The organism is Hydrogenophaga sp. (genome assembly GCF_036675665.1).
Lineage (GTDB): Bacteria > Pseudomonadota > Gammaproteobacteria > Burkholderiales > Burkholderiaceae_C > Hydrogenophaga.
The window spans coordinates 75602-98963 of sequence record NZ_JAKFEO010000009.1; the positions used below are offsets into that span (position 1 = coordinate 75602).

Sequence of the window (23362 nt, forward strand, 5' to 3'; positions counted from 1 at the left end):
AATCCATCTGGTGGGAACGCCCGGCTTTGCAGAGGTTCCCCAGGGGGTGCCTTTTTTGTCGCCTCAGGCGTTGGCCAGGCGGGCCGCCGCCACGCCGCTGCGCACGGCACCTTCGAGCGTGGCGGGGTAGGGCCCCTGTACATAGTCGCCCGCGGCATACAGCCCGGGGGCCATCTCCGCGCCGGGGCGCTCCAGGCCGGGCGTGCAGGCGAAGGTTGCGCGCTTCTCCACCACACTGAGCAGTGGCTGCAGTGGACGGCCGAGTTGACGTTCGCCCTGCTGCAACACGCGCGCCTGCAGGTCATCGCGCTCACCGTTGCTGGCGCTGACCACGAAGGCCAGCACGCCTTGCGCGGCCGCATCGGTCGGGCTGAGCTGCCCACGGTCGAACACGAACTGCGCCGGCGCGGCATGAGCGTCCGGCTCGGCACGCAAGGCCAGCATGGGCGCAGGCAGCGTAGCGCCCGTGGCGTGGGCGTAGACCGTGGTGATGGCGGTGAACTCGAGCGCGTGCGCCGACAAGGCCCAACTGGCCAGTGCTTCGTTGTCATCGGCATGGGCGAGCAGGGTCTGCGCGGCCACGCGGGCCGGTGTGGCCCAGATCACGCGATCGAACACCGCGTCGACACCATCACCCGTCAGTTGCCACCGACCCGCCTGGGCCAGCAGCCCGGTGATGCGGGCGCCCGTTCGAAGGCGTGTTGTCTCGCCATGGTGGCTTTGCAGCCAATGCGCCGCGGCTGCGGGAAACAGGCTGGTGAGATCGGTGCGCGGCAGCAGCAGGCTCGATGCGCTGAAGCCCGCCGCGCCGCGGCCGAACAAGGCGTCGCGCATGACATTGAGAAAAACGCCCGCGCTGGCGTACGCAGAAGGAAGGTTGAGCGCCGAGACGCACAGCGGTTCGATCAGCTCCTGCACCACACGCTCAGGCAGCGACTCGCACAACTCTTCGACAGTGAGCGCGGGCGCGCAGCGGAAGCCCGCGAGCTGCCAGCCCAGCGATGCGCGGATCAGCGCCAGGCGCTCACCCCAGCGCCATCCGCGCGCGGTGGCAATGGCCGCCAGTGCATCCAGCGGAGCAGGCCAGCGCGCCGCCCAGGCCGGGGTCTGCAGGCCCGTGCCGTCGGGGTAGGGCAGCGAGAGCGGCAGCGCCATCAGCACCTGCGGCAGGTCCAGCCCCACGCGCTGCATCAAGGCCAGGGTCTCGCTGTAGGCACCGATCAGGATGTGCTGGCCGTTGTCCAGCGTGACGGGTGTGCCGTCGGGCTTCTCGGTGGTCAGCGCGCGGGCGCGACCACCCAAGGTGCGCGTGGCTTCGAACACCGTCACGTCGAGCCCCAACGATGCGGCTTCGACCGCCGCGGCCATGCCGGCCCAGCCTGCGCCGACGACCGCCACCTTCACAGCAGACCCGCCGCCGGGCCGCCCCAAGGCGGGTCAGCCCCCTCGGGGGGCAGCGACCCGCGCCAGCGGTGGAGCGTGGGGGCCATGCTCATAGCCTGCCGAGGGCTTGCACCTTCCAGGCGAGCCAGAACTTGCGCAACGGTGTGAGGCTGACCCGCTGGGTCAACACCAGCAACGGATCGGCAGCGATTTCCTGCAGCAGGGTGCGGTAGATGCTGGCCATCATCAGGCCCGGCTTCTGGGCGCGGCGGTCGGCCGCGGGCAGCAGGGCCAGGGCGTCGTCGTAGGTCTGCAGTGCGCGGGTGCACTGGAACTGCATGAGTGCGGTGAAGCGGCGCTTGAAATCGGCTTCGTCGGTGCCGGGCGCCGCGCCACGCTGAAGCAGCTCGTGTGCCTTCACGTTGAAGCTTTGCAGTTCGTTGACCGGCAGGTAGATGCGTCCGCGCGCGGCGTCTTCACCCACGTCGCGCACGATGTTGGTGAGCTGAAACGCCAGGCCCAGCCGGTGCGCGTACTCGGTGGTTTGCAATTGCGTCTGGCCGAAGATGCGCGCGGCCACTTCACCCACCACGCCGGCCACCAGGTGGCAGTAGCGTTGCAGGTTGGCGAAATCGAGGTAGCGGTTCTGCTCCAGGTCCATCTGGCAGCCGTCGATCACGGCGTTCAGGTGCCGGGCTTCGATGGCATAGGTGTGGCTCAGGGGCAAGAGCGCTCGCATCACCGGGTGGGTGGGTGAGCCGGCAAACGATTGCGCCACCTCGCGCCGCCACCAGGCCAGCTTGGTCTGTGCCACGGCGGGGTCGCTGACCTCGTCCACCACGTCGTCGACCTCGCGGCAAAAGGCATAGAAGGCGGTGATCGCGGCGCGCCGCTCGGCGGGCAGGAACAGGAAGGCGTAGTAGAAGCTGCTGCCGGAGGCGGCTGCTTTTTGCTGGACGTAGTCTTGAGGGGTCATGGGCGCGTTTTTCCGACAAGTGTACGTACCCATACCCAGGATGCCCCGTGCCGGGGCTGGCAGGTTTGTCAACGCTCATGACACCGCGTGGTCCAGGCCTGGACGCTGGAGATGCGCGGTGGCTGCCGATTCAGGGGTGTTGCGCGATCAGTTCGGCCTTGCGCCGGGCCATGCGGTCCCCGAGCTCCACCAGATCAATGCAGGACTCCTTGACCCGCGGCAGCATGTTCTCGCGCAAGGTCGACACGTGCTGCTTCACCTCTTCGGCCAGCACCTGGATGGGCCCGTCGACCTCCTCGGCCACGGGATCCAGGCTCTGGATGTGGGCCACGAGTGCCTTCATGGTGTCATGTTGCGGTGTGGCCTGTGGCATCACCGCCTCGACCGCCGGGTAGAAGATTTCTTCCTTGACCTGCGCGTGCACCACCACGGTGGTGCAGATGCGCTCCACCAGAAAACGTTTGTTGTTCACCGAGCGCGTGTTTTCGAACGCCGTGAACATCTGCTGCAATTCGGCGTGTTCGGCCGCAATCCTGGATATGGCGTCGGGCATGGGCCGGCTGGGGGGCGCCCGTTTGGCCAGGCGCCCCCCGCGGTGGGCTCGTTGTTCGGTGTTCATGCGCCACCGTAAGGCCATCACTTGTTGGGGTCTGTGCGCTGTCGAACACAATGGCAACCGGTACATTCACTGCGACGCCGGTGCTCAGCCGTCCGGCTGTTTGAACTCACAGTCTCCCAACAGAAGCAGATCCATGCCCACATCCGCCGTCAGTCCAGCGCCCGAGGCCGGTTGGCCCGATCAGGCACCCGCCGCCGCCATGCGCTGCACCGAATGCCCGTTAAGGACCTTGCCCTTGTTTGTGGAGCACACCCCTGAAGAGCTGGAACTCGTGCAGTCGCTCAAGCGCCGTGCGCTGCGGGTGGAGGCCAACGAGACGCTGATCCACGAAGGCCAGACCGATGCACCGCTCTACACCCTGCTGCAAGGCTGGGCCTTCCGCTACAAGACCCTGAGCGACGGGCGGCGCCAGATCCTGAGCTTCCTGCTCGCCGGTGATTTCATTGGTGTGCAGCAGAAGATGGGCGATGCCGCCGCGCACGGCGTGGACACGCTCACACCGGCCAGCTTCTGCGTGTTCCAGCGCGACGCGCTGTGGGAGATCCACCGCCGCTCGCCCACCATGGGCTTCAATGTGACCTGGCTCACAGCGCACGAGGAATCGCTGGTGGACGACACGCTGCTGTCGGTGGGCCGGCGCAGCGCCGAAGAACGCATCGCCAGCACCCTGATCCTGCTGTTCAAGCGCGCGGCCGCGCTGCAGCAAGACAAGGGCGCGGGCGGCGTGGCTTTTCCCCTGACCCAGCAGCACATTGCCGACGCGCTGGGCCTGTCGCTGGTGCACACCAACAAGACCTTGCGCAAGCTGGAGAAGCGCGGCCTGCACCAGATCAAGGACGGCCGCCTGTTCCTGCGCGATGTGAAGGCGCTGGCGCGCCTGGCCGATCTCTACGGCGACGGGAATCCGCCCCAGCGACCCCTGGTCTGAGGTCGGTGCGCGGGTGGGCCGGCGCCCCCGGGATGTAACCGATTGACAAGTTATGTAAAGCGTTGAGGGTATGTGTCTTTCGACATGGAAACCTCATATGCATCAACCTACATTGCGTCCCTGACCGGGGCGTAGAGATCTTTTCACTGCGCTCATGTCGAAGCCCTGCGCCCGAGGCGGCAGGGCCGATCGAACAACAACCATGAGGCGCATGCAAATGACATCTTCTGCCGTTTCCCACCGCGAACAAAACCAGTTGCTCGCGGCCATGCCGTTCGAAGACTGGCGTTACATCGAATCCCACCTGGAGTGGGTCGAGATGCCCGCCTGCAGCACCTTGTTTGAAGCGGGCGCCAGCTTGCGCCATGTGTACTTTCCAACCACCGCCGTTGTCTCGCTGGTTTCCACAATGCTGGACGGCGCCACGGTGGAAGTGGCTGCGGTTGGCAGCGAAGGCATGGTGGGTGTGGATGCCTTCATGGGCAGCAGCAACGCCAACAACGGCACCACCGCCAGCGGCACCGTGATGGCCCAGAACACGGCCCTGGTGAGCCGGGGTGGTCACGGCTATCGCATGAGCGCACAGTCCATCGCGCACCACGCCAAGCGCTCGGAACAGGTGATGCACCACCTGCTCAATTACACCCGCACGCTGTTCCAGCACATGTCGCAAACCTCGGCCTGCAACCGCCACCACTCGCTCGACCAGCAACTCGCGCGCTGGTTGCTGGTGCACCTGGAGCGCCAGCCTGACGACAAACTGCACATCACGCAGGAGCGCATTGCCAGCATGTTGGGGGTGCGCCGAGAAGGCGTGACCGGTGGGGCGCTGCGCCTGCAGAAAGCTGGCGTGATCCGCTATGGCCGAGGACAGATGTCGGTGCTGGACCGGGCTGGCCTGGAGAACCACAGCTGCGAATGCCACAGCGTGATTCGCGACGCCTACGACCGCCTGAAGAACGATGCGGTGTTGCAGACCAAGCCGGTCCAGGCGGGCGCTGGCGCCGTGCCCGGCACCTGTTCGCTGGATCGCGGAACCGCCCACGTGTGAGGTGCGCCGGCGCACAGACCCGGCGACGCACTTTTGCCAGCATGGCTTCTGTTCATCGAACGGAGAACCGCCATGCACGACGAAACGCTTGAAGAACCCGCCCTCCACGCCAATGCAACCCGCCGAGGGGACCCCACCCCTCGCCAAGGTCCGGGCCCCCGGCTCATGGGCGCCAGCACATTGATCGGCAACGACGTCTTCAATGATCGTGATGAAGACCTGGGTGAGATCCGGGAAATCATGCTCGACGTGCAGACCGGCCGGGTGGACTACGCGGTGCTGGCGTTCGGTGGATTTCTCGGCGTGGGCGAAAAGCTGTTTGCCGTGCCGTGGGCGGCGCTGGAGCTGGACACCACCAGCCGGTGCTTCGTGCTGCGCGTGAGCAAGGCGCGCCTGGAGAGCGCGCCGGGCTTTGACAAACAGCACTGGCCCGACATGGCCGACCCCGAGTGGGCGAAGGACGTGCACGAGTTCTACGGCACGCAACCGGATGAATCCACCGAGGAGGTGGACCGCTGATCCTGCGCCTTTGCGTTGGGGGGCGGCCTGCGGATCAGCTGGCGTGGGGATGCAGGAACACGCGCGCTTTTCTGGGCGCGACCACCACGGTGTCGCCTTCCTGGATGCCGAGATCCTTGAAGCGATCGGCCGACAGGTGGGCTTCAATCAGCGTGGGTTTCTCGCCGTTGGTGGGAGTCTCCAGGGGCAGGAGTTCGAGGCGGGCGATCGGCCCCACCACGACGGCTCGGTCCAGCTTGACGACCATGCCGCTGAGCCCCGCGGCGTAGGGCAGCACATCCAGTTCGTGCGGACGCACGTAGGCGAAGGCCCTGGCGTCCTGCGCGCCGGCGTGTTCGGGCGATGCAATCGACACGCCCTCCAGATGCATCTGGCCTTCGTGCGCACGCCCGTGAAAGAGGTTCACGTCGCCCAGAAAGCCATATACGAAGGGGCTGGCCGGGCGGTCCCACACTTCCTGCGGAGCGCCCACCTGCTCCACATGGCCCTGGTTCATCAGCACCACGCGGTCGGCCACTTCAAGCGCTTCTTCCTGGTCGTGCGTGACGAACACGCTGGTCACGTGCAACTCGTCGTGCAGGCGACGCAGCCAGCGGCGCAGTTCCTTGCGCACCTTGGCGTCGAGCGCGCCGAAGGGCTCATCCAGCAGTAGCACCTTGGGTTCGACCGCGAGCGCGCGCGCCAGGGCAATGCGCTGGCGCTGGCCGCCCGAAAGCTGCGAGGGGTAGCGGTCGGCCAGCCAGTCGAGCTGCACCAGCTTGAGCAGGTCGTGCACCTTGGCCTTGATCTGCGCGTCGCTCGGGCGCTCGCCGCGCGGCTTCACGCGCAGGCCAAACGCCACGTTTTCCAGCACGGTCATGTGGCGGAACAGAGCGTAGTGCTGAAACACGAAACCCACGTTGCGCTCGCGCACGTGCACGTCGGTGGTGTCTTCGCCGCTGAACAGGATGTTGCCGGTGTCGGGTGTTTCGAGGCCCGCGATGATGCGCAGCAGCGTGGTCTTGCCGCAGCCCGAGGGGCCGAGCAGCGCGAGCAGCTCACCCGAGTGGATGTCGAGGTTGACGTTGTCCAGCGCCTGGAAGGTGCCGAAGTGTTTGTTGATGTTGCGGATTTCAATGCTCATGATGTCTGTCCCAGCAAGGGGTTGACGGCTTGCGTGGGCCGCTCAGGTGGCAACTCGGCCAGTGCCTTCATCTCGGCTTCCATTCGCCACTCGGCCACCGACTTGATCACCAGCGTGACCAGGGCCAGCAGCGCGAGCAGCGAGGCCACCGCAAACGCCGCCACCGACTGGTACTCGTTGTAGAGCACCTCCACGTGCAGCGGCATGGTGTTGGTCTGGCCGCGGATGTGGCCCGAGACCACCGAGACCGCGCCGAACTCGCCCATGGCGCGTGCGTTGCACAGGATCACGCCGTAGATCAGGCCCCACTTGATGTTGGGCAGGGTCACGTACCAGAAGGTCTGCCAGCCGCTGGCGCCCAGCACCTGCGCGGCCTGCTCTTCGTCGTTGCCTTGCGCCTGCATCAGCGGAATGAGCTCACGCGCGATGAAGGGGAAGGTGACGAAGACCGTGGCCAGGATGATGCCGGGCACGGCGAAGATGATCTTGATGTCGTGCTCCATGAGCCACGGGCCGAACCAGCCCTGCGCGCCGAACACCAGCACGTAGATCAGGCCCGCGACCACCGGCGAGACGGAGAACGGCAGGTCGATCAGCGTGGTCAGGAAGGACTTGCCACGGAACTCGTACTTGGCGATGCACCAGGCCGCGGCCACGCCGAACACCAGGTTCAGCGGAACGGCAATGGCGGCGGTGATCAGCGTCAGCCGGATCGCCGACCAGGCGTCGGGTTCCTGCAGCGCTTCCCAGTAGGCGTCCCAGCCCTTGCGCAGGGCCTCGGTGAACACGGCGGCCAGCGGCAGCACCAGGAAGAGGAACATGAAGACCAGCGCAATGCCGATCAGCGTGTGGCGCACCCAGGGCGCTTCGGTGCGGACAGACGTTGCGCTCATGCCATCGCTCCACCGCTGCGCTTGCGCTGCCAGGTCTGAAGGCCGTTGATGAGCAGCAGCAACACGAACGAGATGGCCAGCATGACGGTGGCCACGGCGGTGGCGCCGGCGTAGTCGTACTGCTCGAGCTTGCTGATGATGATGAGGGGCGTGATTTCGGAAATCATGGGCATGTTGCCGGCGATGAAGATGACCGAGCCGTATTCACCCACCGCACGAGCGAAGGCCATGGCAAAGCCGGTGAGCAGGGCAGGGGCGATGCTCGGGAAGATCACGCGGCTGAAGGTCTGCCAGCGCGTGGCGCCCAGGCAGGTGGCGGCTTCTTCCAGTTCCTTCTCGGTGTCTTCCAGCACCGGCTGCACCGTGCGCACCACAAAGGGCAGGCCGATGAAGATGAGCGCGATCACCACGCCGTTGGGGTTGAAGGCGAGCTGCAGGCCCAGCGGCTCGGTGTACTGGCCGATCCAGCCGTTGCCGGCGAGGATGGCGGTGAGCGAAATGCCGGCCACGGCGGTGGGCAGCGCAAACGGCAGGTCCACCAGGGCATCGACGATCTTCTTGCCCGGAAAGTTGTAGCGCACCAGCACCCAGGCCACCAGCAGGCCGAAGAAGGCGTTGACCAGCGCGGCGATCAGCGAGGCGCCGAAGGTGAGCCTGTAGGAAGCCAGCACACGCGGCGCGGTGACGGCGTCCCAGAACTGCGGCCAGGTCAGCGTGAAGGTCTTGAAGATCAGCGCCGAGAGCGGGATCAGCACGATCAGGCTCAGGTAGAAAACCGTGAAGCCCAGCGTGATGTTGAAGCCCGGCAGCACGCGGCGCGTGGCGCGGCGGGGCAGGGAAATTCCGTGCGGGGCGGTGGAGCCACCCAGCACGGTAGAAGGAGCGACAGCCATCTATTTACCAAGGGTGTAAATTTTGTCGAACTGGCCGCCGTCGTTGAAGTGCACTTTTTGCGCTTCGGCCAGCGAGCCAAAGTAGTCGCCGACGTTGAACAACTTGATCGGCTTGAACGCCGTGGCGTACTTCTTCAACACCGCTTCGTTGCGCGGGCGGATGTTGTGCTTCGCGGCGATCTCCTGGCCTTCGGGGCTGTAGAGGAAATCGAGGTAGGCCTTGGCTTCAGCGGCAGAGCCCTTCTTGTTCACGGTGCGTTCGACGATGGCCACCGGGTTTTCCGCCACGATGGACGCGCTGGGGTGGATGGCGTCGACCTTGCCGGCGCCGAACTCGTTGTTGACCGACACGACCTCGGACTCGAAGGTGATCAGCACGTCGCCGATGTTGCGTTGCAGGAAGGTGCCTGTGGCATCACGCCCGCCGCGTGCCAGTACCGGCACGTTCTTGTAGAGCTTGCCGACGAATTCGGCGGCCTGCTCGTCGGTGCCGCCCTTGGCGCGGATGTGGCCCCAGGCCGCGAGATAGGCATAGCGGCCGTTGCCGCCGGTCTTCGGGTTGACCACCACCACCTGCACGCCGGGTTTGATCAGGTCGTCCCAGTCCTTGATGTTCTTGGGGTTGCCATTGCGCACCAGGAACAGCATGGTGGACGTGGTGGGCGATGCGTTGTTGGGGAACCGCTTGGCCCAATCGGCCGCGACCACGCCCTTGTCGGCGAGGAACTGCACATCGGTCGTGGTGTTGAAGGTCACCACATCGGCCTCCAGGCCGTCGGCCACGGCACGCGCCTGCGCGCTAGATCCCGCGTGCGACTGGTCGACCTTGATGTCCTTGCCGGTGGACTTCTTGTAGCTCGCGGCGAAGGCCACGTTGATGTCCTTGTAGAACTCGCGCGCCACGTCGTACGAGACGTTGAGCAGCGTGGTCTGGGCGGATGCCAGCGCGGAAGTGGAGAGGGCGACGGCGGCCAGGGCCACGCGCAGGGTGTTGTTCATGGGGGCTCCAAACGGAAACAGGATGTGAAGAATTCTGAGCGCGGGCCCGGCGAATCCAAACGACTTTGTTCTTGTTTCCTTATGTGCCTCGGACATAAGCCCGGGTCAGGCCGGTTCCACCGCGCGGGTGGCGGCGGGCACATCGGCCCCGAGCGACTGCAGCAGCGCGAGACCCAGCGGCCAGGGACCATGGCCCGAGTCCACGTTGATGTGGCCGGCATCGTTGAGTCGCACGAACTCGCTGCCCCACGCCCGCGCGTAGGCGCCGGCCGTGCGCACCGGGCAATACGGGTCGTTGCTGCTGGCCACGAGGATGCTGCGGTAGGGCAGGCGCTGGTAGGGCACGGGCGCGAAGTCGGCCAGCACGCCGCGGCGCTCGGGGTCGGCCGGCGCCACCAGCAGCGCGCCCTGGATGCGCTGCGCCACCTCGGGCGGCAGGTGGGTGGTGGTGATGCAGCCCAGGCTGTGGGCGACCACCACCACGGGGCCGGGCGCACGCTGGATGGTTTCGCTCAGCCGCGCGACCCAGGCATTGCGCACGGGCGCAACCCAGTCGTCCTGCTCCACCCGCAGCACTATGAAGTAGTTTGTTTATGGGGGCTCGGCATATGGAGCGACATGGACGCCGGCGAGTCGCGCGATGTGTGGAGCACACAGGCCTGTTTCTGCCGCACGCACTGCTGGCCATGGATGACTTCGTCGAGCAACTCCTGCACGCGCTGGGCGAGGACATCGAGGGCCGCGAGGCCTGGGATCCACGGGGTCTGACGAAAAGACACACGCGAGAAAGAGAGATCGGGGCACACTGCAAGAGCCGATCGCCTTGCAAGGGCGGAGAAGCCGTTCGTCCTCCCGGGCGAATGAGATCAAAAAAGGAGATCACCATGCCGCACCGACAACCACCGCCAGATCAGGCCCTGGCCGAACATCCCCTGGAATACTCGGACCCAGAGCTGAGAGCGTACGCCGATGAGCAGGCTGAAGACATTCTCGATTCGGTGGTGCACTACATGCCTCTGGTGTTGCCCACCATGGGCGCCATCCTCATCTTCATGCTGGCCTTCATCGCCGTCTACATGGCGTGAGACCGATGCGCCTGGAACCCGCGCGCGGGCCCCAGGCCTCAAAACAAGACGCGGCTGCGCAGTGTTCCGGGCACCTCGGCCAGTCGGGACAGCGCCAGTTCCGAGTGGGCCGCTTCGATGTCCATCACCACGTAGCCCACGTTCTCGCGCGTTTGCAGGTACTGCGCCGCAATGTTGATGTGGAGGTCCGAGAAGATGCGGTTGATGCTGGAGAGCACACCCGGGACGTTGTGGTGGATGTGCAGCAGACGGTGCTTGCCCGGGTGTGCCGGCAAGGCCACTTCGGGAAAGTTGACCGCCGAGGTGGTGGTGCCGTTGTCGCTGTACTTGACGAGTTTTTCCGCCACCTCGACACCGATGTTCTCCTGCGCTTCCAGCGTCGATCCCCCAATGTGCGGCGTGAGGATCACGTTGTCCAGGCCGCGCAGGGGTGACTCGAAGCTGTCGTCGTTGCCATGAGGCTCTTGCGGAAACACGTCGATGGCGGCACCCAGCAAGGCCTTGCGATGCAGCGCGCTGGCCAGCGCTTCAAGTTCGACCACGCTGCCGCGCGAGGCGTTGATCAGCACCGAGTGCGGCTTCATGAGCGCGATTTGAGGTGCTCCGATCATCCATTGCGTGTCAGCCGTTTCCGGGACATGCAGGCTCACCACATCAGACACCGACAGCAACTCGGCCAGGGTGGACATTGGCCGCGAATTGCCCATGGGAAGTTTGGCGACGATGTCGAAGAAAACCACCTTCATGCCCAGCGCTTCGGCCAGCACCGACAGCTGCGTGCCGATGGCCCCGTAGCCCACGATGCCGAGCGTCTTGCCTCGGATCTCGTACGCGTTGCTGGCGGATTTGAGCCATCCGCCCCGATGGGCGACCGCATTTTTTTCGGGGATGCCGCGCATCAACAGAATGGCCTCGGCGAGCACCAGTTCGGCAACGGATCGGGTGTTGGAAAACGGTGCATTGAAAACCGCAATGCCCCGTTCCCGCGCCGCCGCAAGGTTCACCTGGTTCGTGCCGATGCAGAAGCACCCCACGGCTGTCAACCGGCGGGCATGGGCCAGCACCTCAACCGTGAGTTGAGTGCGTGAGCGTATGCCCAGGAAATGGGCGTCCGCGATGCGGGCTTTGAGTTCCGCCTCCGGCAGTGCGCCGGGAAGGCTCTCGATCCTGGAGTAGCCGGCCGCCTTCAGCACGTCAACGGCAGAGGGGTGTATGCCTTCCAGCAACAGAAAGCGGATCTTTTCCTTGTCGACCGATGTCTTGGGGCTGGCATTCACATCCGCGGGGGCCGTGTTGTTCATGGAAAGCAATATAGGTGGTGGGCTGGCCCGGGACCATCCGGTGGGCGGGTCTCCCATTTGGGGAAGGGGCATTCCAACTGTGCCTGCGCTGATCCATCCACGCCGTCGGCGCCAGGCGCGCTTGCTTGCGTTGACGGATTAACGGGTGTACAAGGTTGCCAGGCGTTGTTCCGGCGCGGGCCGGACAGCATGGGCACAACTCTCGCACGAGGGAGAGCGCCATGGAAACGTTTCTTGGTTTGCGCAGCTGGCACTGGCGTGCGATGGACTGGGTCGCGGCAGCGGTCTCCGGTTTCGCCGCGGGTGCCGTGCTGATGGTCCTGGACCTGGTCTGGTCGGCCATCTTCAACCCTGACGGCCCCTGGCGGACGTCCCACATGATTGCGCCGATCTTCAGCGGCGTAACCGACAGCCTGCAAACGGGCGATTACCGCTTCAGCATCAGCGTGGTCTTCATCGCGCTGCTCACCCATTACGCGCTGGGCATCGTCTTCGGACTGGTGCTGGCGGTCATTCTGGCGCAGCTGCGGCTCGACACCGAGCCGCTACAGGCGTTGGTGACGGGCGCGTTCATGGGCTTGCTGCTGTACGTGGTCAACTTCGAAGGGCTCACCGCATTCTTCCCCTGGCTGGCCGGCCTGCGTGGCACGGCCACCCTGGCCGCGCACCTCGTCTTCGGTTGTGTGGCCGCCGTCCTGTACTGGCGGCTGAAACGAACTGCGACGGAGTCCTAGCGATGGCGATCGCCCTGGCACTCGTCATCCTGGCGCTGGGCTCGGTCCTCTTCCACTTTCTGAGCCCCTGGTACTTCACGCCGATCGCCTCCAACTGGCAGGCCATCGACACCACCATCTCCATCACCTTCTGGGTGACCGGTTTCGTCTTCGTCGCCCTCAGCCTCTTCATGGCCTGGGCGGTGATCCGCTACCGCCACCGCCCAGGCTCGCACGCCGAATACCAGCCCGAGAACAAGAAGCTCGAGTGGTGGCTGCTGGTCCTCACAGCCGTCGGCGTCGCCGCCATGCTCGCGCCCGGCTTGGTGGTGTGGTCGCAGGTCGTCAACGTGCCACAGGACGCGCAGGTGGTCGAGGCAGTTGCGCAGCAATGGCACTGGAGCTATCGCCTGCCCGGCAAGGACGGCAAGCTCGGAACCACCCACGCCCGCTACGTGACGGACGCCAATCCCTTCGGCATGAATCCCTCGGATGCCGCCGGCCGCGACGACATCCTGCTGACCACTCCGGAACTGCGGGTGCCGCTGGGCAAGCCGCTCAAGCTGCTGCTGCGCTCCAAGGACGTCCTGCACAACTTCGCCATCGCCGAAATGCGGGTGAAGATGGACATGGTGCCCGGCATGGTCACCTATACCTGGTTCACGCCCATCCGCACGGGCTCCTTCGACCTGCTGTGCGAGGAACTGTGCGGCGTCGGCCACTTCGCCATGCGCGGCCGCCTGGTGGTGGACGAGCCCGCCGCTTACGCCGCCTGGCTGGAGAAGCAGCCAACCTATGCCCAGTTGCGCGACACGCCAGCCGCCAATGCCACCATCGGCAAGAACCTCTATGCCGTCTGCGTCGCCTGCCACGGCGTCAACGGCGAGGGCAACGTGGCGCTCAACGCGCCCAAGCTCGCGGGGCAGAGCGCGTGGTACCTCGAGCGGCAGCTGCACCTGTTCAAGAGCGGCGCCCGGGGGACGCACGAGAAAGACACCTTCGGCAAGATGATGGCGCCCATGGCGGCCACGCTGGCGGATGGCAGCGCCGTCGCCGACGTGGTGGCCTACATCGCCTCGCTGCCCGACACCCGGCCGGCAGGCACCATCAAGGGCAACGCCGACAAGGGACGTGCGCGCTGGGCCACCTGCGCCGCCTGCCACGGCGCCGAGGGCCGGGGCATCGCCGCGACCAATGCGCCGCGGCTGCAGGGCATGAACGACTGGTACATGGCCACGCAGCTGAAGAACTTCCGTGACGGCGTGCGCGGTGCGCACCCGCAGGACATCTACGGCGCTCAGATGGGGCTGGTCTCTGGAATGCTCAGGGACGACGCCGCGGTCGGCGACATCCTCGCCTACATCAACACGCGTTGAAACCACACCGGGGAGGCTGAATGGGCACTCATGTCGCGCACGACGAAACGGAAGTCGCTCCGCCGGCGGAAGTGGCAGAGGCCCACCTCTACCACCCCAAGACCTTCATCGGCAAGTACATCTGGAGCCAGGACGCCAAGGTCATCGCGATCCAGTACGCGCTGACGGCGATGGCCATCGGCCTGGTGGCGCTGGTGTTCTCCTGGCTCATGCGATTGCAGCTGGGCTTTCCGGGCCAGGTCTCGTTCATCGATCCGGCCGTCTACCTGCAACTGGTGAGCATGCACGGGATGATCATGGTGATCTACCTGCTGACGGCGTTGTTCCTGGGAGGCTTCGGCAACTACCTGATTCCGCTGATGGTGGGCGCGCGCGACATGGTGTTCCCCTACGTCAACATGCTCAGCTACTGGATCTACCTGGCGGCCGTGCTGATCCTGGTGGCCAGCTTTTTCGTGCCGGGCGGGCCCACCGGTGCCGGATGGACGCTCTATCCGCCGCAGGCCATCCTGGACGGCACGCCGGGCGCCAACTGGGGCATCCTGCTGATGCTGATCTCGCTGGGCGTGTTCGTCATCGGATTCACCATGGGTGGCCTCAACTACGTGGTGACCGTGCTGCAGGCGCGCACCCGAGGCATGACCCTGATGCGGATGCCGCTGACGGTGTGGGGCATCTTCATGGCCACCATCATGGCGCTGCTGGCCTTTCCGGCGCTGTTCGTGAGCGCCATCATGATGTTCCTCGACCAGACGCTGGGCACCAGCTTCTTCATGCCGGCGCTGGTCTCCAAGGGCCAGCAGCTGGGCCACACCGGTGGCAGCCCGCTGCTGTTCCAGCACCTGTTCTGGTTCTTCGGCCACCCCGAGGTCTACATCGTGGCGCTGCCGGCCTTCGGCATCGTGTCGGACCTCATCAGCGTGCACTCGCGCAAGAGCATCTTCGGCTACCGCATGATGGTCTGGGCCATCCTGATCATCGGCGGCCTGAGCTTCATCGTGTGGGCGCACCACATGTACGTGAGCGGCATGAACCCGTACTTCGGCTTCTTCTTCGCCACCACCACCCTGATCATCGCGGTGCCCACGGCGATCAAGGTCTACAACTGGGTGCTGACCCTGTGGAAGGGCAACATCCGCCTGAACGTGCCGATGCTGTTCGCCATCGCCTTCATCTTCACCTTCGTCAACGGCGGCCTGACGGGGCTGTTCCTCGGCAACGTGGTGGTCGACCTGCCGCTGTCGGACACCATGTTCGTCGTGGCCCACTTCCACATGGTGATGGGCATCGCGCCGGTGCTGGTGGTGTTCGGCGCCATCTATCACTGGTACCCCAAGATCACAGGCCGCATGCTCGACGACACCATGGGCAAGCTGCACTTCTGGGTGACCTTCGTCGGCACCTACGCCATCTTCTATCCCATGCACTACCTCGGCTTCATGGGGATCCCGCGGCGGTACTACGGCTTCGGCGGCACCAACTTCATCCCGGACTCGGCGCACCTGCTCAATGCCTGGATCTCCCTGGCGGCCTTCGTGGTCGGCGCGGCGCAACTGGTCTTTCTCTACAACCTGGCGCACAGCTACTTCAAGGGCAAACCCGCGGGCGGCAACCCCTGGCAGGCCACCAGCCTGGAATGGATGACGCCCGAGACACCGCCCGCCCACGGCAACTTCGGCAAGGAACTGCCGACGGTGCACCGCTGGGCCTACGACTACGGCGTTGCAGGCCTGAAGACCGACTACATCCCGCAGAACGTGCCGCCCTCGGAAGTGGCGGCCGAAGCGTGGGCCAGGAACGACCCGCCGGCCGGCGCCTGATGCCATGACCATCGGCCTGATCTTTCTATCGCTGCTGGTGGCCGTCATCGTCTGGTGGCTGATGCGGCAGACCCTGGTGGAGCCCTGGCGCGCCGAGGTGGTGGTGCCCGAGGTGCGCGTGGGCCTGGCGGCCATGCCCACGGCCAAGGTGGCGCTGTGGGTCTTCCTCGGCGTGGCCAGCTCCCTGTTCGTGCTGTTCGTCAGCGCCTATGTCATGCGGCTGGACCTGGCCGACTGGAGTCCCATTCCGCGGCCGCGCCTCCTGCAGCTCAATACCGTCTTCCTGATGGGGGCCAGCCTGGCCATGGAATGGACCGTGTACTCCGCGCGCCGTGCCGATGCCGACAACGTGCGCCGCGGCCTGGCCGCCAGCGGCCTGCTGACCTTCGCCTTCCTGGCCGGCCAGCTCTATGTGTGGAAGCAGTACCACGACGCAGGCCTTCTCCTCTCCAGCAGCGCGGCCACCGCCTTCTTCTACCTGTTCACGGCGGTGCACGGCCTGCACGTGCTGGGCGGGCTGGTGGCCTGGGCGCGGGCCTCGCTGCGGGTCTGGCGCGGGGCCGACGCCGCGCGCACGCGACTGGCCTGCGAACTGTGCGCCACCTATTGGCACTACCTGCTGGCGGTGTGGTTGCTGCTGTACGTGCTGCTGGTGTCGGAAGACCTGGGGCTGGCGATCTGTTCCGCCACGCCCCTCTGACAGGGAGCTGAACCATGACGAACGAAGCGACATTGGCGGCAGGCGAGGGCTGGCGCGGCGCCGTGCGTGACGTCGCCTCGGACCAGCGCGCCTTCAAGGGCGTGCCCTGGGGCAAGCCGATGATGTGGATCTTCCTGCTGTCGGACACCTTCATCTTCGGCAGCTTCCTGATCGCGTACATGTCGGCGCGCATGTCGACCGTCACACCCTGGCCCAACACGAGCGAGGTGTTCTCGCTCATGATGTTCGGCAAGAACGTGCCCCTGCTGCTGATCGCCATCATGACCTTCGTGTTGATCTCCAGCAGCGGCACGATGGCGCTCGCGGTCAACTACGGCTACCGGCGCAACCGCCGGACGACCTTCTGGCTGCTGGTGGCCACCGCGGCGCTCGGGGCCACCTTCGTCGGCATGCAGGCCTTCGAGTGGTACAAGCTCATCTCCGAGGGCGTGCGGCCCTGGGGCAACCCCTGGGGTGCGGCGCAGTTCGGCGCCTCCTTCTTCATGATCACGGGCTTCCACGGAACGCACGTGAGCATCGGCGTGATCTTCCTGGTCATCGTCGCCTCCAAGGTGGCGCGCGGCGACCTCGACCACGAGCGGCCCGGCTTCCTCACCCACCGCAAGGGCAACTACGAGATCGTGGAGATCATGGGCCTGTACTGGCACTTCGTGGACCTGGTGTGGGTCTTCATCTTCGCGTTCTTCTACCTCTGGTAGATCGAGGGAGTCTTGCATGGACCACGCAGAACACGGACAGCACGCAGGGCACGGCGGGGGCTCGCACGACCAGGGCCAGCAGCATCCCCTGGGCATCTACTTCAAGATCTGGGGCCTGCTGTTCGTGCTGAGCGCCGCCTCCTACATGGTGGACTACGCCCAGGTGCAGGGCCTGTTGCGCTGGTCGCTCATCATCATCTTCATGCTGCTGAAGGCGGGGCTGATCGTGGCCGTCTTCATGCACATGGTGTGGGAGCGCCTGGCCCTCATCTACGCCATCCTGGTGCCACCGCTGCTGCTGATCACGCTGATCGGCATCGGTGCGCTGGAGGCCGACTACACCTTCCTGTCGCGCGGCGAGTTCTTCGCGCCGGTGGAGGAGCCGAAGACCAGCGCCAACCATTGAAACCGTCCCAAAGGAGTTGATCATGCGCAAACGCATCTACTGGCTTCTGCCCGACCTGGACAGCGCCCGAACCACGATGAACGACTTGTTGCTGGCGCGCATCGATGTGCGCCACATCCATTTCGCCGCCCGGGAGGACGCCGACATGCGCGGCCTGCACGCGGCCAACGTGCTGCAGACCTCCGACGTGGTGCGCTCGGCCGAGATTGGCCTGATCGTCGGCGCGGGCCTCGGCGGGCTGCTGGGGGCGCTGGTGGCCGTGCTCTATCCCATCGCGAGCGACGGGACGCAGTGGGGAATCGTCGCCCCCGGGCTGGCCATCTTCGGCGCGCTGTTCGGCACCTGGACTTCCTCCATGATCGGCATCTCCACGCCCAGCAAGCGCCTGCAGCGCTTCGCCGCCCAGATCGAGCGCGGCCGGGTGCTGCTGATGGTGGACGTGCCCATGTGGCGGGTCGAGGCGATTGAAAAGCGGCTGCAGGAATTGCATCCCGAGGCGCACCTGGAGGGGACGGAGCCGGACATTCCCGCGTTTCCCTGAGCGGGGTGCCATGGCCGGGCGCGCCGCAGTGCCGCACGGCAAGGAGCAAGATCGTCCTCCCTTCATCGACCTCGCGGTCCAGCGCCTGGTCGACAGCCCCGAGCACCTGTTGAGCGCCAGGGAGTTGAAGGCGGCTGCTCGCAAAGGCCGGTAAGCCGGGCCCCGCTCACAGGCATGGCGCCTGCGCAGGTGAAGTCGGGCTTTTACGCCACCGCTTCGACGATCCGGATGTCGCGCTCAGCGCCCTGGCCCAGGGCCTTCAGCGCTTCCTGGTAGGCCGGGCTGTCGTGCGCGCCGGTGGCCTGCGCCACGCTGTCGAACTCGATCAACACGGCGCGCTGGTTGACAGCCGCCTCGTACACCTTCGCGGGCATGCCACGCGCCAGGAAGCGTCCACCCGCGGCCTGGATGGCCGGGCCGGCGAGTGCCGCGTACGCCGCCAGTGCGGCGGGGTCGTTGATGGTTCGGTACGTGGCGATCCAGTAGGCCTTGGGCATGACGATTCCTGTGTGGTTGGGATGAAAATGACTGTCACCATCCTATGTGACAGCAGGTCACCTTACTTTCGGGTGTAGATCTGGTCAAACGTGCCGCCGTCGGCAAAGTGCACCTTGGCCGCCTGCTCCCAGCCACCGAACGCGTCTTCGATCTTGAACAGGGTGAGCTTGGGCAACTGCCTGGCGTACTTGGCCTGGGCCTTGGCCGAGGTCGGGCGGTAGAAGTTCTTGCCGATGATGTCCTGCGCCTCTTCGGTGTACAGGAATTCCAGGTAGGCCTGGGCCACGGCGCGCGTGCCCTTCTTGTCGACGTTCTTGTCCACGATGGTCACGGCGGGCTCGGCCAGGATGGACAGCGAGGGGTAGACGAAGTCGACCTTGTTGCCGAATTCCTTCTCCAGCAGGTAGGCCTCGTTTTCCCAGGAGATGAACACATCGCCCTGGGCGCGCTGGGCGAAGGTGATGGAGGAGCCGCGAGCGCCCGAGTCGAGCACCGGGACGTTGGCGTAGAGCCTGGCCACGAATTCCTGCGCCTTCGCATCGCTGCCGAACTTGCGTTTGGCGAATTCCCATGCGGCCAGGTAGTTCCAGCGCGCGCCGCCCGAGGTCTTGGGGTTGGGGGTGATGACCTTCACGTCGGGGCGGATCAGGTCGTCCCAGTCCCTGATGTTTTTCGGGTTGCCGGCGCGGGTCACCAGCACGATGGTGGAGGTGTAGGGCGAGCTGTTGAGCGGCAGGCGCTTCTGCCAGTCTTTCGGAATCCAGCCACCGTTGGTGTGCAGCGCGTCCGTGTCACCCGCCAGCGCCAGGGTGGCCACGTCGGCGTCCAGGCCGTCGATGATGGAGCGGGCCTGTTTGCCCGAGCCGCCATGGCTTTGCTTGATGGTCACGTCCTGGCCGGTCTTGGCCTTCCAGTGTTTGGCGAAGGCCGCGTTGTATTCCGCGTAGAGCTCTCGCGTCGGGTCATAAGACACGTTGAGCAAGGTCACTGGCGCGGGCTGGGCGACGGCAGACAGGGCACTGGCGGTGAGGGCGGTGGCAGCGAGGGCCTGGATGAGTTGGCGGCGGGTGGTCATGTCGTTCCTTCCGTGAACTGTTGAAGTGACCGGATGATCCGGGCTTCGGTGCAGTTCGGGAACGAACGGATTTTTGGTTGTTTATTACCTGATCATCTGAGTCAAATGCCCTTGTGCCTGCTCGGTGTGGAAGGCCTCGGGGACCTGCGCGCCAAAGACCGTTTGCAGGGACTTCTGCTCGGGCAGCACGTACACCATGGCCCGGTGCGCCGAGAACGTGGGCGCGATGTGGGCGTCGAAGAAAGCCGCGGGGATGTTGATGCAGCCGTAGCTGATGCGGTTGTCGTCCACCGTCTCGCTGGCCAGGCGCTGCAGGCGGCGCTCTTTCGGCTGCGTGGTGCGCACCCGGTGCATGGAAACGGCCGCGTCGTAGTCGACCCACACCACGTCCTCTCCAAGGGCGTTGAGCCCGCGCTGACCCGCGAAGCGACCGGCGGGCGTGGTGCGCTCTGCAGGCAGCACATCGGCAATGGCCCTGTCGCCGATACCGGGCGTCGAGTCGTCGCCGTGCGCTGAGCCCAGCAGCACCGCGGTGTGGTCCAGCAGGCGGGCCTGTGCATCGAACACATACAGGCGCGCGGCGCGCTTGTCGATCACCACGAACGGCATGGCAGCGTGATCGCCCGAGCTTGCAATCCAGTTCGCCATGTGGCGCATGTCGTTGGAAGCGTCCACGCCACCGAGCTCGGCCTGGCGCAGCGGTGTGGGCTCACGCGATGCCGTGAGCTGCGACGCGCTGTGCGACACGGGTGCGCCGGGGGGCAGCAGCAGCGCGAGTATGGCCAGGCCGGCCAGCACCCCGTTGCGGATATCCGCCCAGGTGGTCCGCTCATCCCGCGTGGATGGGGTGATGTCCATGGATCGAATGCCTTCAAGCGACAACGCCCCCGGACCGCGTCGGTCAAGGGGCGCTGCGCACAAGCTGGCCGGATCAGTTGCGATCAGCGCGGGCCACAGGTTCGTTCATCGCAGCGTTGTTGTTCATGCTGTCGGTGGTGGCGGGCGCGGGGGTGGTCATGTCGCCAGCAGGTGGCGTGGCCATGGGCGTGGTGGTTGTGGATGGAGCAGGTTCTGCAGGTGGGGGGCTCGTTTGCGCGAACACCAGACCGATGGAGCCGACCACGGCCAGGGCGGCAACCGAGGAAGTGATGAAGCTGGACGTTTTCATGGAGGATCCTTTGAACGTGCTGCACGGAGGCAGCGGTTGGTACTTGCAGCCGAAGAATCCGACTGACCTTCAGATTAAGTGCCATGAAAAAACCAGTCTGTTCGTGACCGTACCTACCAGCCGTCAATCCGGTAACAACGTGTTCATAACCCCATGCGCTGGGCCAGCCAGATCGAGCCGATCACCGCGATGGCGAGCGAACCGCCGGCCACCACCACCCAGCGGTAAAACGCGGTGTGGCGCAGCAGCCAGGCCACCGGCAGGAACGCCAGCACGATGGCGAGCTGGCCGATCTCCACGCCCACGTTGAACCCACCGAGCGCCAGCGCCAGCTGTTGCGCGGGCAGGGCCAGGTCGAGCAACACATTCGCGAAGCCAAAGCCGTGGATGAGGCCGAAGGCAAACGCCAGGCGCCATCGCTTGAGCGAGAACCAGCCCAGCAGGTTGTTGAGCGCCGCCAGAATCACCGAGAGCGCGATCACCGATTCGATGATGGCCACGGGTGGGTTGATCCAGCCCACGATGGACGCCACCAGCGTGATCGAGTGCGCCACGGTGAAGGCGGTGACGACCGCCAGCACGTCCATGAACGAGGTGCGAAAACGCTCCACCGCGCTCCAGCTGGTCACGCGCTGGCGCGTCTGCACGAGTGGCGCGAGCACCAGCAGGCTGAGCAGGAAGAGGATGTGGTCGATGCCGATCCAGATGTGCCAGATGCCTTCGACCACATAACGCGCGAACACCGACCACCCCGAGATGTCTGCGGCCTGCAGCGCGGCATCAGCCCGGTCCGGGCTCAGGATGGCGCTGCTCTGCGCGCCCGGCAGATCGACCTTGAGCAGACCGCGGTGCAGGTTGTCCTGGTCGAAGATCAGGCTGTATTTGAGTGTGAGGCGCCGGGCCGCGACGTCCTCGGGATCGGCACAGGCCACGGTCCATTCGGCGCTGAGGTAGAAGCCGTCCGAGTGCGGGCTGGCCATCACGTCCAGGGGGCGCAGCTCGCACGCGGCCGAGGTGCCGCGCACGGTGATGCCTTGCCGCATCCACGCCGTGAGTTCGTCGATGCGTGCCGCCGTCTCACCCCAGCTCACCTTGCCATCGCGGTCGTCGTCCAGGTCGAAGATCAGGTCCACGTCGCGCAGGTTGATGTCGGTGCGCAGCACCAGATCGTTGCCGCGCTGTGAGAGCGAGAGGTAGCTGTTGCTGCTGGAGTGGGCCCAGGCGGGGGATGCCGCGCAGGCGAGCAGGGCGAACAAGGCGGGCAGGGCGAGGTGCCCGGCCAGGCGTCGGAACAGTGGGCTCATCAGGATTTGCCCAGCCGGGTCTGGAGTTCCTGGGTCAGGGCCTTCAGCACCGGGTCGGTGTAGCCGGTGGTGGTCATCCAGCCGAGCACAGGCTCGGCCAGTCTGGGTTGGTTGGCCTTCAGCGCGGCCTGCACCAGCAGCACCGCATCGGCGGGTTCGTTCTGCGTGCTCCAGTTCTCGGCCGCGAGCTTGAGGCCTTGCGCGTTGTCGCGTCCGTAGGTGATGAGGTAGACCATGGTGGGCCGTTCGATCAGGCTCTCGCCGCGCAGGGCCTGGTTGTTCATCCGGCTCTCGAACTGGTCGGCCAGCCGCTGCGTGTCGCCGTCCTTCAGGCCGCGGCTGGCCAGCAGCGACTGCACCAGCAGCGCGTCGGTGGGTGAGGCGACGTCGGCGTGGCGTCTGGCCTTGGCGAACTGGCCTTGCTGGTTCAGCAGTTCGGTGAGCGAGAGCTTCACCAGATGCGAGTTGGGCCGTGCCTGCACGTGCTTCTCCCACACGGCAATGGCTTGCGCGTACAGGCCCGCGGTGCGGTAGGCCTCGCCCTGGTGGTAGCGCAGCCAGTCCTGCGTGAACGGGCCCTGGTAGTCCGGCAGATCGACCAGGCGGTTGAACACGGGGATGGCCTGCAGTGCCTGGCCGGTTCGGTACATGAGCGTGGCCGCACAGGCTTGACCTTCGTCGCGACCGAAACGCTGCCCGATCGCATCGCAGTCGGTCCGCGCGGCCGCCATGTTGGAGGTGAGCAGGTTCAGCGCGAAGCGCCACGACCAGTATTCGGGTTGCGCCGGGTCGATGGCGATGGCAGCGCTCAGGTCGTCGATGCCGCCCTTGAAATCGTGGAAGCCCTGCTTGACCAACGCGCGCAGGAAATGGCCATCGGCCGGCAACCGGGTTGCGCGCCACCAGGGTTGCAACGCTGCCTTGGCCGCGCCGTACCAACGCAAATCGCCTTCGGTCAGCCCCAGCAGGAACACGGCGCGCGCGTACTGGAGCGCGACGGGCAGGTTGTTCCGGTTCTGGCGCCATTCGCGTTCAATTTCGCGCAGCGAACCGGCCTGATTGGTTTGCGCATGCACCGAAGCCGGCAATACGATCTGGTCGGGCGCCGGCGTCAATCGGGGTTGCGCCCAGGCATTCAATGAAACGACGATTGCAAGGACCGGCAGCGCTCTGCAACAGGGTTTCCACCTGAATCCAGTCAATACCTGAGGGGCGCTCATGGGAACAACGTCTGTCAGGTAACGGGTCATGGAAATCGATATCCTTCGCGGT

Annotated in this window: 26 protein-coding genes; 11 read left to right on the forward strand and 15 right to left on the reverse strand. The window is 65.7% G+C overall.

Features of this window, described 5'->3' with window-relative positions:
* Window positions 1–63: 63 nt before the first annotated feature.
* The 3 genes from hpnE to V6M63_RS05855 all read right to left on the reverse strand — a co-directional run bounded on the left by hpnE (window position 64) and on the right by V6M63_RS05855 (window position 2978).
* Complete coding sequence (gene hpnE, locus V6M63_RS05845) at window positions 64–1404, reverse strand: hydroxysqualene dehydroxylase HpnE (protein WP_442909549.1); 1341 nt, start codon at window positions 1402–1404, stop codon at window positions 64–66.
* Between the two features lie 88 nt (window positions 1405–1492).
* Window positions 1493–2359, reverse strand: coding sequence for a presqualene diphosphate synthase HpnD (gene hpnD, locus V6M63_RS05850; RefSeq protein WP_332740395.1), 867 nt, complete (start codon window positions 2357–2359; stop codon window positions 1493–1495).
* A gap of 130 nt (window positions 2360–2489) precedes the next feature.
* Window positions 2490–2978 (reverse strand): hemerythrin domain-containing protein, encoded by a 489-nt coding sequence (locus V6M63_RS05855; protein ID WP_332740397.1) that lies wholly within the window; start codon window positions 2976–2978, stop codon window positions 2490–2492.
* 133 nt (window positions 2979–3111) lie between these two features.
* Between V6M63_RS05855 and V6M63_RS05860 the strand changes: the two genes are divergently transcribed.
* From V6M63_RS05860 to V6M63_RS05870, 3 genes are all read left to right on the forward strand, one after another.
* Window positions 3112–3906 carry a Crp/Fnr family transcriptional regulator gene (locus V6M63_RS05860; RefSeq protein ID WP_332740399.1) on the forward strand — a complete coding sequence of 265 codons (795 nt, stop codon included), beginning with the start codon at window positions 3112–3114 and terminating at the stop codon, window positions 3904–3906.
* A 217-nt stretch (window positions 3907–4123) separates the two neighbouring features.
* On the forward strand, window positions 4124–4957 hold the full coding sequence (locus tag V6M63_RS05865; RefSeq protein ID WP_332740401.1) for a Crp/Fnr family transcriptional regulator: 834 nt from the start codon (window positions 4124–4126) through the stop codon (window positions 4955–4957).
* A gap of 72 nt (window positions 4958–5029) precedes the next feature.
* A complete protein-coding gene (locus V6M63_RS05870; protein ID WP_332740403.1) occupies window positions 5030–5476 on the forward strand; it encodes a PRC-barrel domain-containing protein in 447 nt (148 codons plus the stop codon).
* 34 nt (window positions 5477–5510) lie between these two features.
* On the opposite strand, the gene V6M63_RS05875 is transcribed toward V6M63_RS05870, so the two are convergent.
* From V6M63_RS05875 to V6M63_RS05895, 5 genes are all read right to left on the reverse strand, one after another.
* Window positions 5511–6599 (reverse strand): sulfate/molybdate ABC transporter ATP-binding protein, encoded by a 1089-nt coding sequence (locus V6M63_RS05875; protein ID WP_332740405.1) that lies wholly within the window; start codon window positions 6597–6599, stop codon window positions 5511–5513.
* On the reverse strand, window positions 6596–7492 hold the full coding sequence (gene cysW / locus V6M63_RS05880; RefSeq protein ID WP_332740407.1) for a sulfate ABC transporter permease subunit CysW: 897 nt from the start codon (window positions 7490–7492) through the stop codon (window positions 6596–6598). The genes V6M63_RS05875 and cysW overlap by 4 nt, the downstream gene beginning before the upstream one ends.
* Window positions 7489–8385, reverse strand: a complete 897-nt coding sequence (gene cysT, locus V6M63_RS05885) for a sulfate ABC transporter permease subunit CysT (RefSeq protein ID WP_332740409.1) — start codon at window positions 8383–8385, stop codon at window positions 7489–7491. The genes cysW and cysT overlap by 4 nt, the downstream gene beginning before the upstream one ends.
* On the reverse strand, window positions 8386–9384 hold the full coding sequence (locus tag V6M63_RS05890; protein ID WP_332740411.1) for a sulfate ABC transporter substrate-binding protein: 999 nt from the start codon (window positions 9382–9384) through the stop codon (window positions 8386–8388).
* Window positions 9385–9489: 105 nt separating this feature from the next.
* Complete coding sequence (locus tag V6M63_RS05895; protein ID WP_332740413.1) at window positions 9490–9960, reverse strand: RBBP9/YdeN family alpha/beta hydrolase; 471 nt, start codon at window positions 9958–9960, stop codon at window positions 9490–9492.
* 308 nt (window positions 9961–10268) lie between these two features.
* On the opposite strand from V6M63_RS05895, the gene V6M63_RS05900 reads away from it, so the two are divergent.
* Window positions 10269–10469, forward strand: coding sequence for a hypothetical protein (locus tag V6M63_RS05900; protein ID WP_332740525.1), 201 nt, complete (start codon window positions 10269–10271; stop codon window positions 10467–10469).
* A 38-nt stretch (window positions 10470–10507) separates the two neighbouring features.
* Here V6M63_RS05900 and serA read toward each other — a convergent pair whose 3' ends face one another.
* Window positions 10508–11770 (reverse strand): phosphoglycerate dehydrogenase, encoded by a 1263-nt coding sequence (serA, locus tag V6M63_RS05905; RefSeq protein ID WP_332740415.1) that lies wholly within the window; start codon window positions 11768–11770, stop codon window positions 10508–10510.
* Between the two features lie 221 nt (window positions 11771–11991).
* Here serA and V6M63_RS05910 point away from each other — a divergent pair, with 221 nt between their 5' ends.
* The 7 genes from V6M63_RS05910 to V6M63_RS05940 are packed head-to-tail and all read left to right on the forward strand — an operon-like array spanning window position 11992 to window position 18045.
* The gene (locus V6M63_RS05910; protein ID WP_332740417.1) at window positions 11992–12504 is read left to right on the forward strand and encodes a hypothetical protein; all 513 of its coding nucleotides are present in this window, start codon (window positions 11992–11994) and stop codon (window positions 12502–12504) included.
* A 2-nt stretch (window positions 12505–12506) separates the two neighbouring features.
* A complete protein-coding gene (locus V6M63_RS05915; RefSeq protein ID WP_332740419.1) occupies window positions 12507–13859 on the forward strand; it encodes a c-type cytochrome in 1353 nt (450 codons plus the stop codon).
* A gap of 20 nt (window positions 13860–13879) precedes the next feature.
* Window positions 13880–15679 (forward strand): cytochrome c oxidase subunit I, encoded by a 1800-nt coding sequence (locus V6M63_RS05920; RefSeq protein ID WP_442909550.1) that lies wholly within the window; start codon window positions 13880–13882, stop codon window positions 15677–15679.
* Window positions 15680–15683: 4 nt separating this feature from the next.
* The gene (locus tag V6M63_RS05925) at window positions 15684–16379 is read left to right on the forward strand and encodes a cytochrome c oxidase subunit 3 (protein WP_332740421.1); all 696 of its coding nucleotides are present in this window, start codon (window positions 15684–15686) and stop codon (window positions 16377–16379) included.
* A 14-nt stretch (window positions 16380–16393) separates the two neighbouring features.
* A complete protein-coding gene (locus V6M63_RS05930; RefSeq protein ID WP_332740423.1) occupies window positions 16394–17098 on the forward strand; it encodes a heme-copper oxidase subunit III family protein in 705 nt (234 codons plus the stop codon).
* Between the two features lie 16 nt (window positions 17099–17114).
* The gene (locus V6M63_RS05935; RefSeq protein WP_332740425.1) at window positions 17115–17504 is read left to right on the forward strand and encodes a cytochrome C oxidase subunit IV family protein; all 390 of its coding nucleotides are present in this window, start codon (window positions 17115–17117) and stop codon (window positions 17502–17504) included.
* A gap of 22 nt (window positions 17505–17526) precedes the next feature.
* On the forward strand, window positions 17527–18045 hold the full coding sequence (locus V6M63_RS05940; RefSeq protein WP_332740427.1) for a DUF1269 domain-containing protein: 519 nt from the start codon (window positions 17527–17529) through the stop codon (window positions 18043–18045).
* Window positions 18046–18248: 203 nt separating this feature from the next.
* Here V6M63_RS05940 and V6M63_RS05945 read toward each other — a convergent pair whose 3' ends face one another.
* The 6 genes from V6M63_RS05945 to V6M63_RS05970 form a co-directional block, all read right to left on the reverse strand.
* Entirely contained in the window at window positions 18249–18542 is a 294-nt protein-coding gene (locus tag V6M63_RS05945; protein ID WP_332740429.1) for a DUF1330 domain-containing protein, read from the reverse strand.
* 62 nt (window positions 18543–18604) lie between these two features.
* Entirely contained in the window at window positions 18605–19618 is a 1014-nt protein-coding gene (locus V6M63_RS05950; RefSeq protein WP_332740431.1) for a sulfate ABC transporter substrate-binding protein, read from the reverse strand.
* 84 nt (window positions 19619–19702) lie between these two features.
* The gene (locus V6M63_RS05955; protein ID WP_332740433.1) at window positions 19703–20476 is read right to left on the reverse strand and encodes a hypothetical protein; all 774 of its coding nucleotides are present in this window, start codon (window positions 20474–20476) and stop codon (window positions 19703–19705) included.
* Between the two features lie 73 nt (window positions 20477–20549).
* Window positions 20550–20786 (reverse strand): hypothetical protein, encoded by a 237-nt coding sequence (locus V6M63_RS05960; protein WP_332740435.1) that lies wholly within the window; start codon window positions 20784–20786, stop codon window positions 20550–20552.
* Between the two features lie 143 nt (window positions 20787–20929).
* A complete protein-coding gene (locus V6M63_RS05965) occupies window positions 20930–22090 on the reverse strand; it encodes a HupE/UreJ family protein (protein ID WP_332740436.1) in 1161 nt (386 codons plus the stop codon).
* Entirely contained in the window at window positions 22090–23205 is a 1116-nt protein-coding gene (locus tag V6M63_RS05970) for a hypothetical protein (protein WP_332740438.1), read from the reverse strand. Before V6M63_RS05970 ends, V6M63_RS05965 begins: the two co-directional genes overlap by 1 nt.
* Between the last annotated feature and the right edge of the window lie 157 nt (window positions 23206–23362).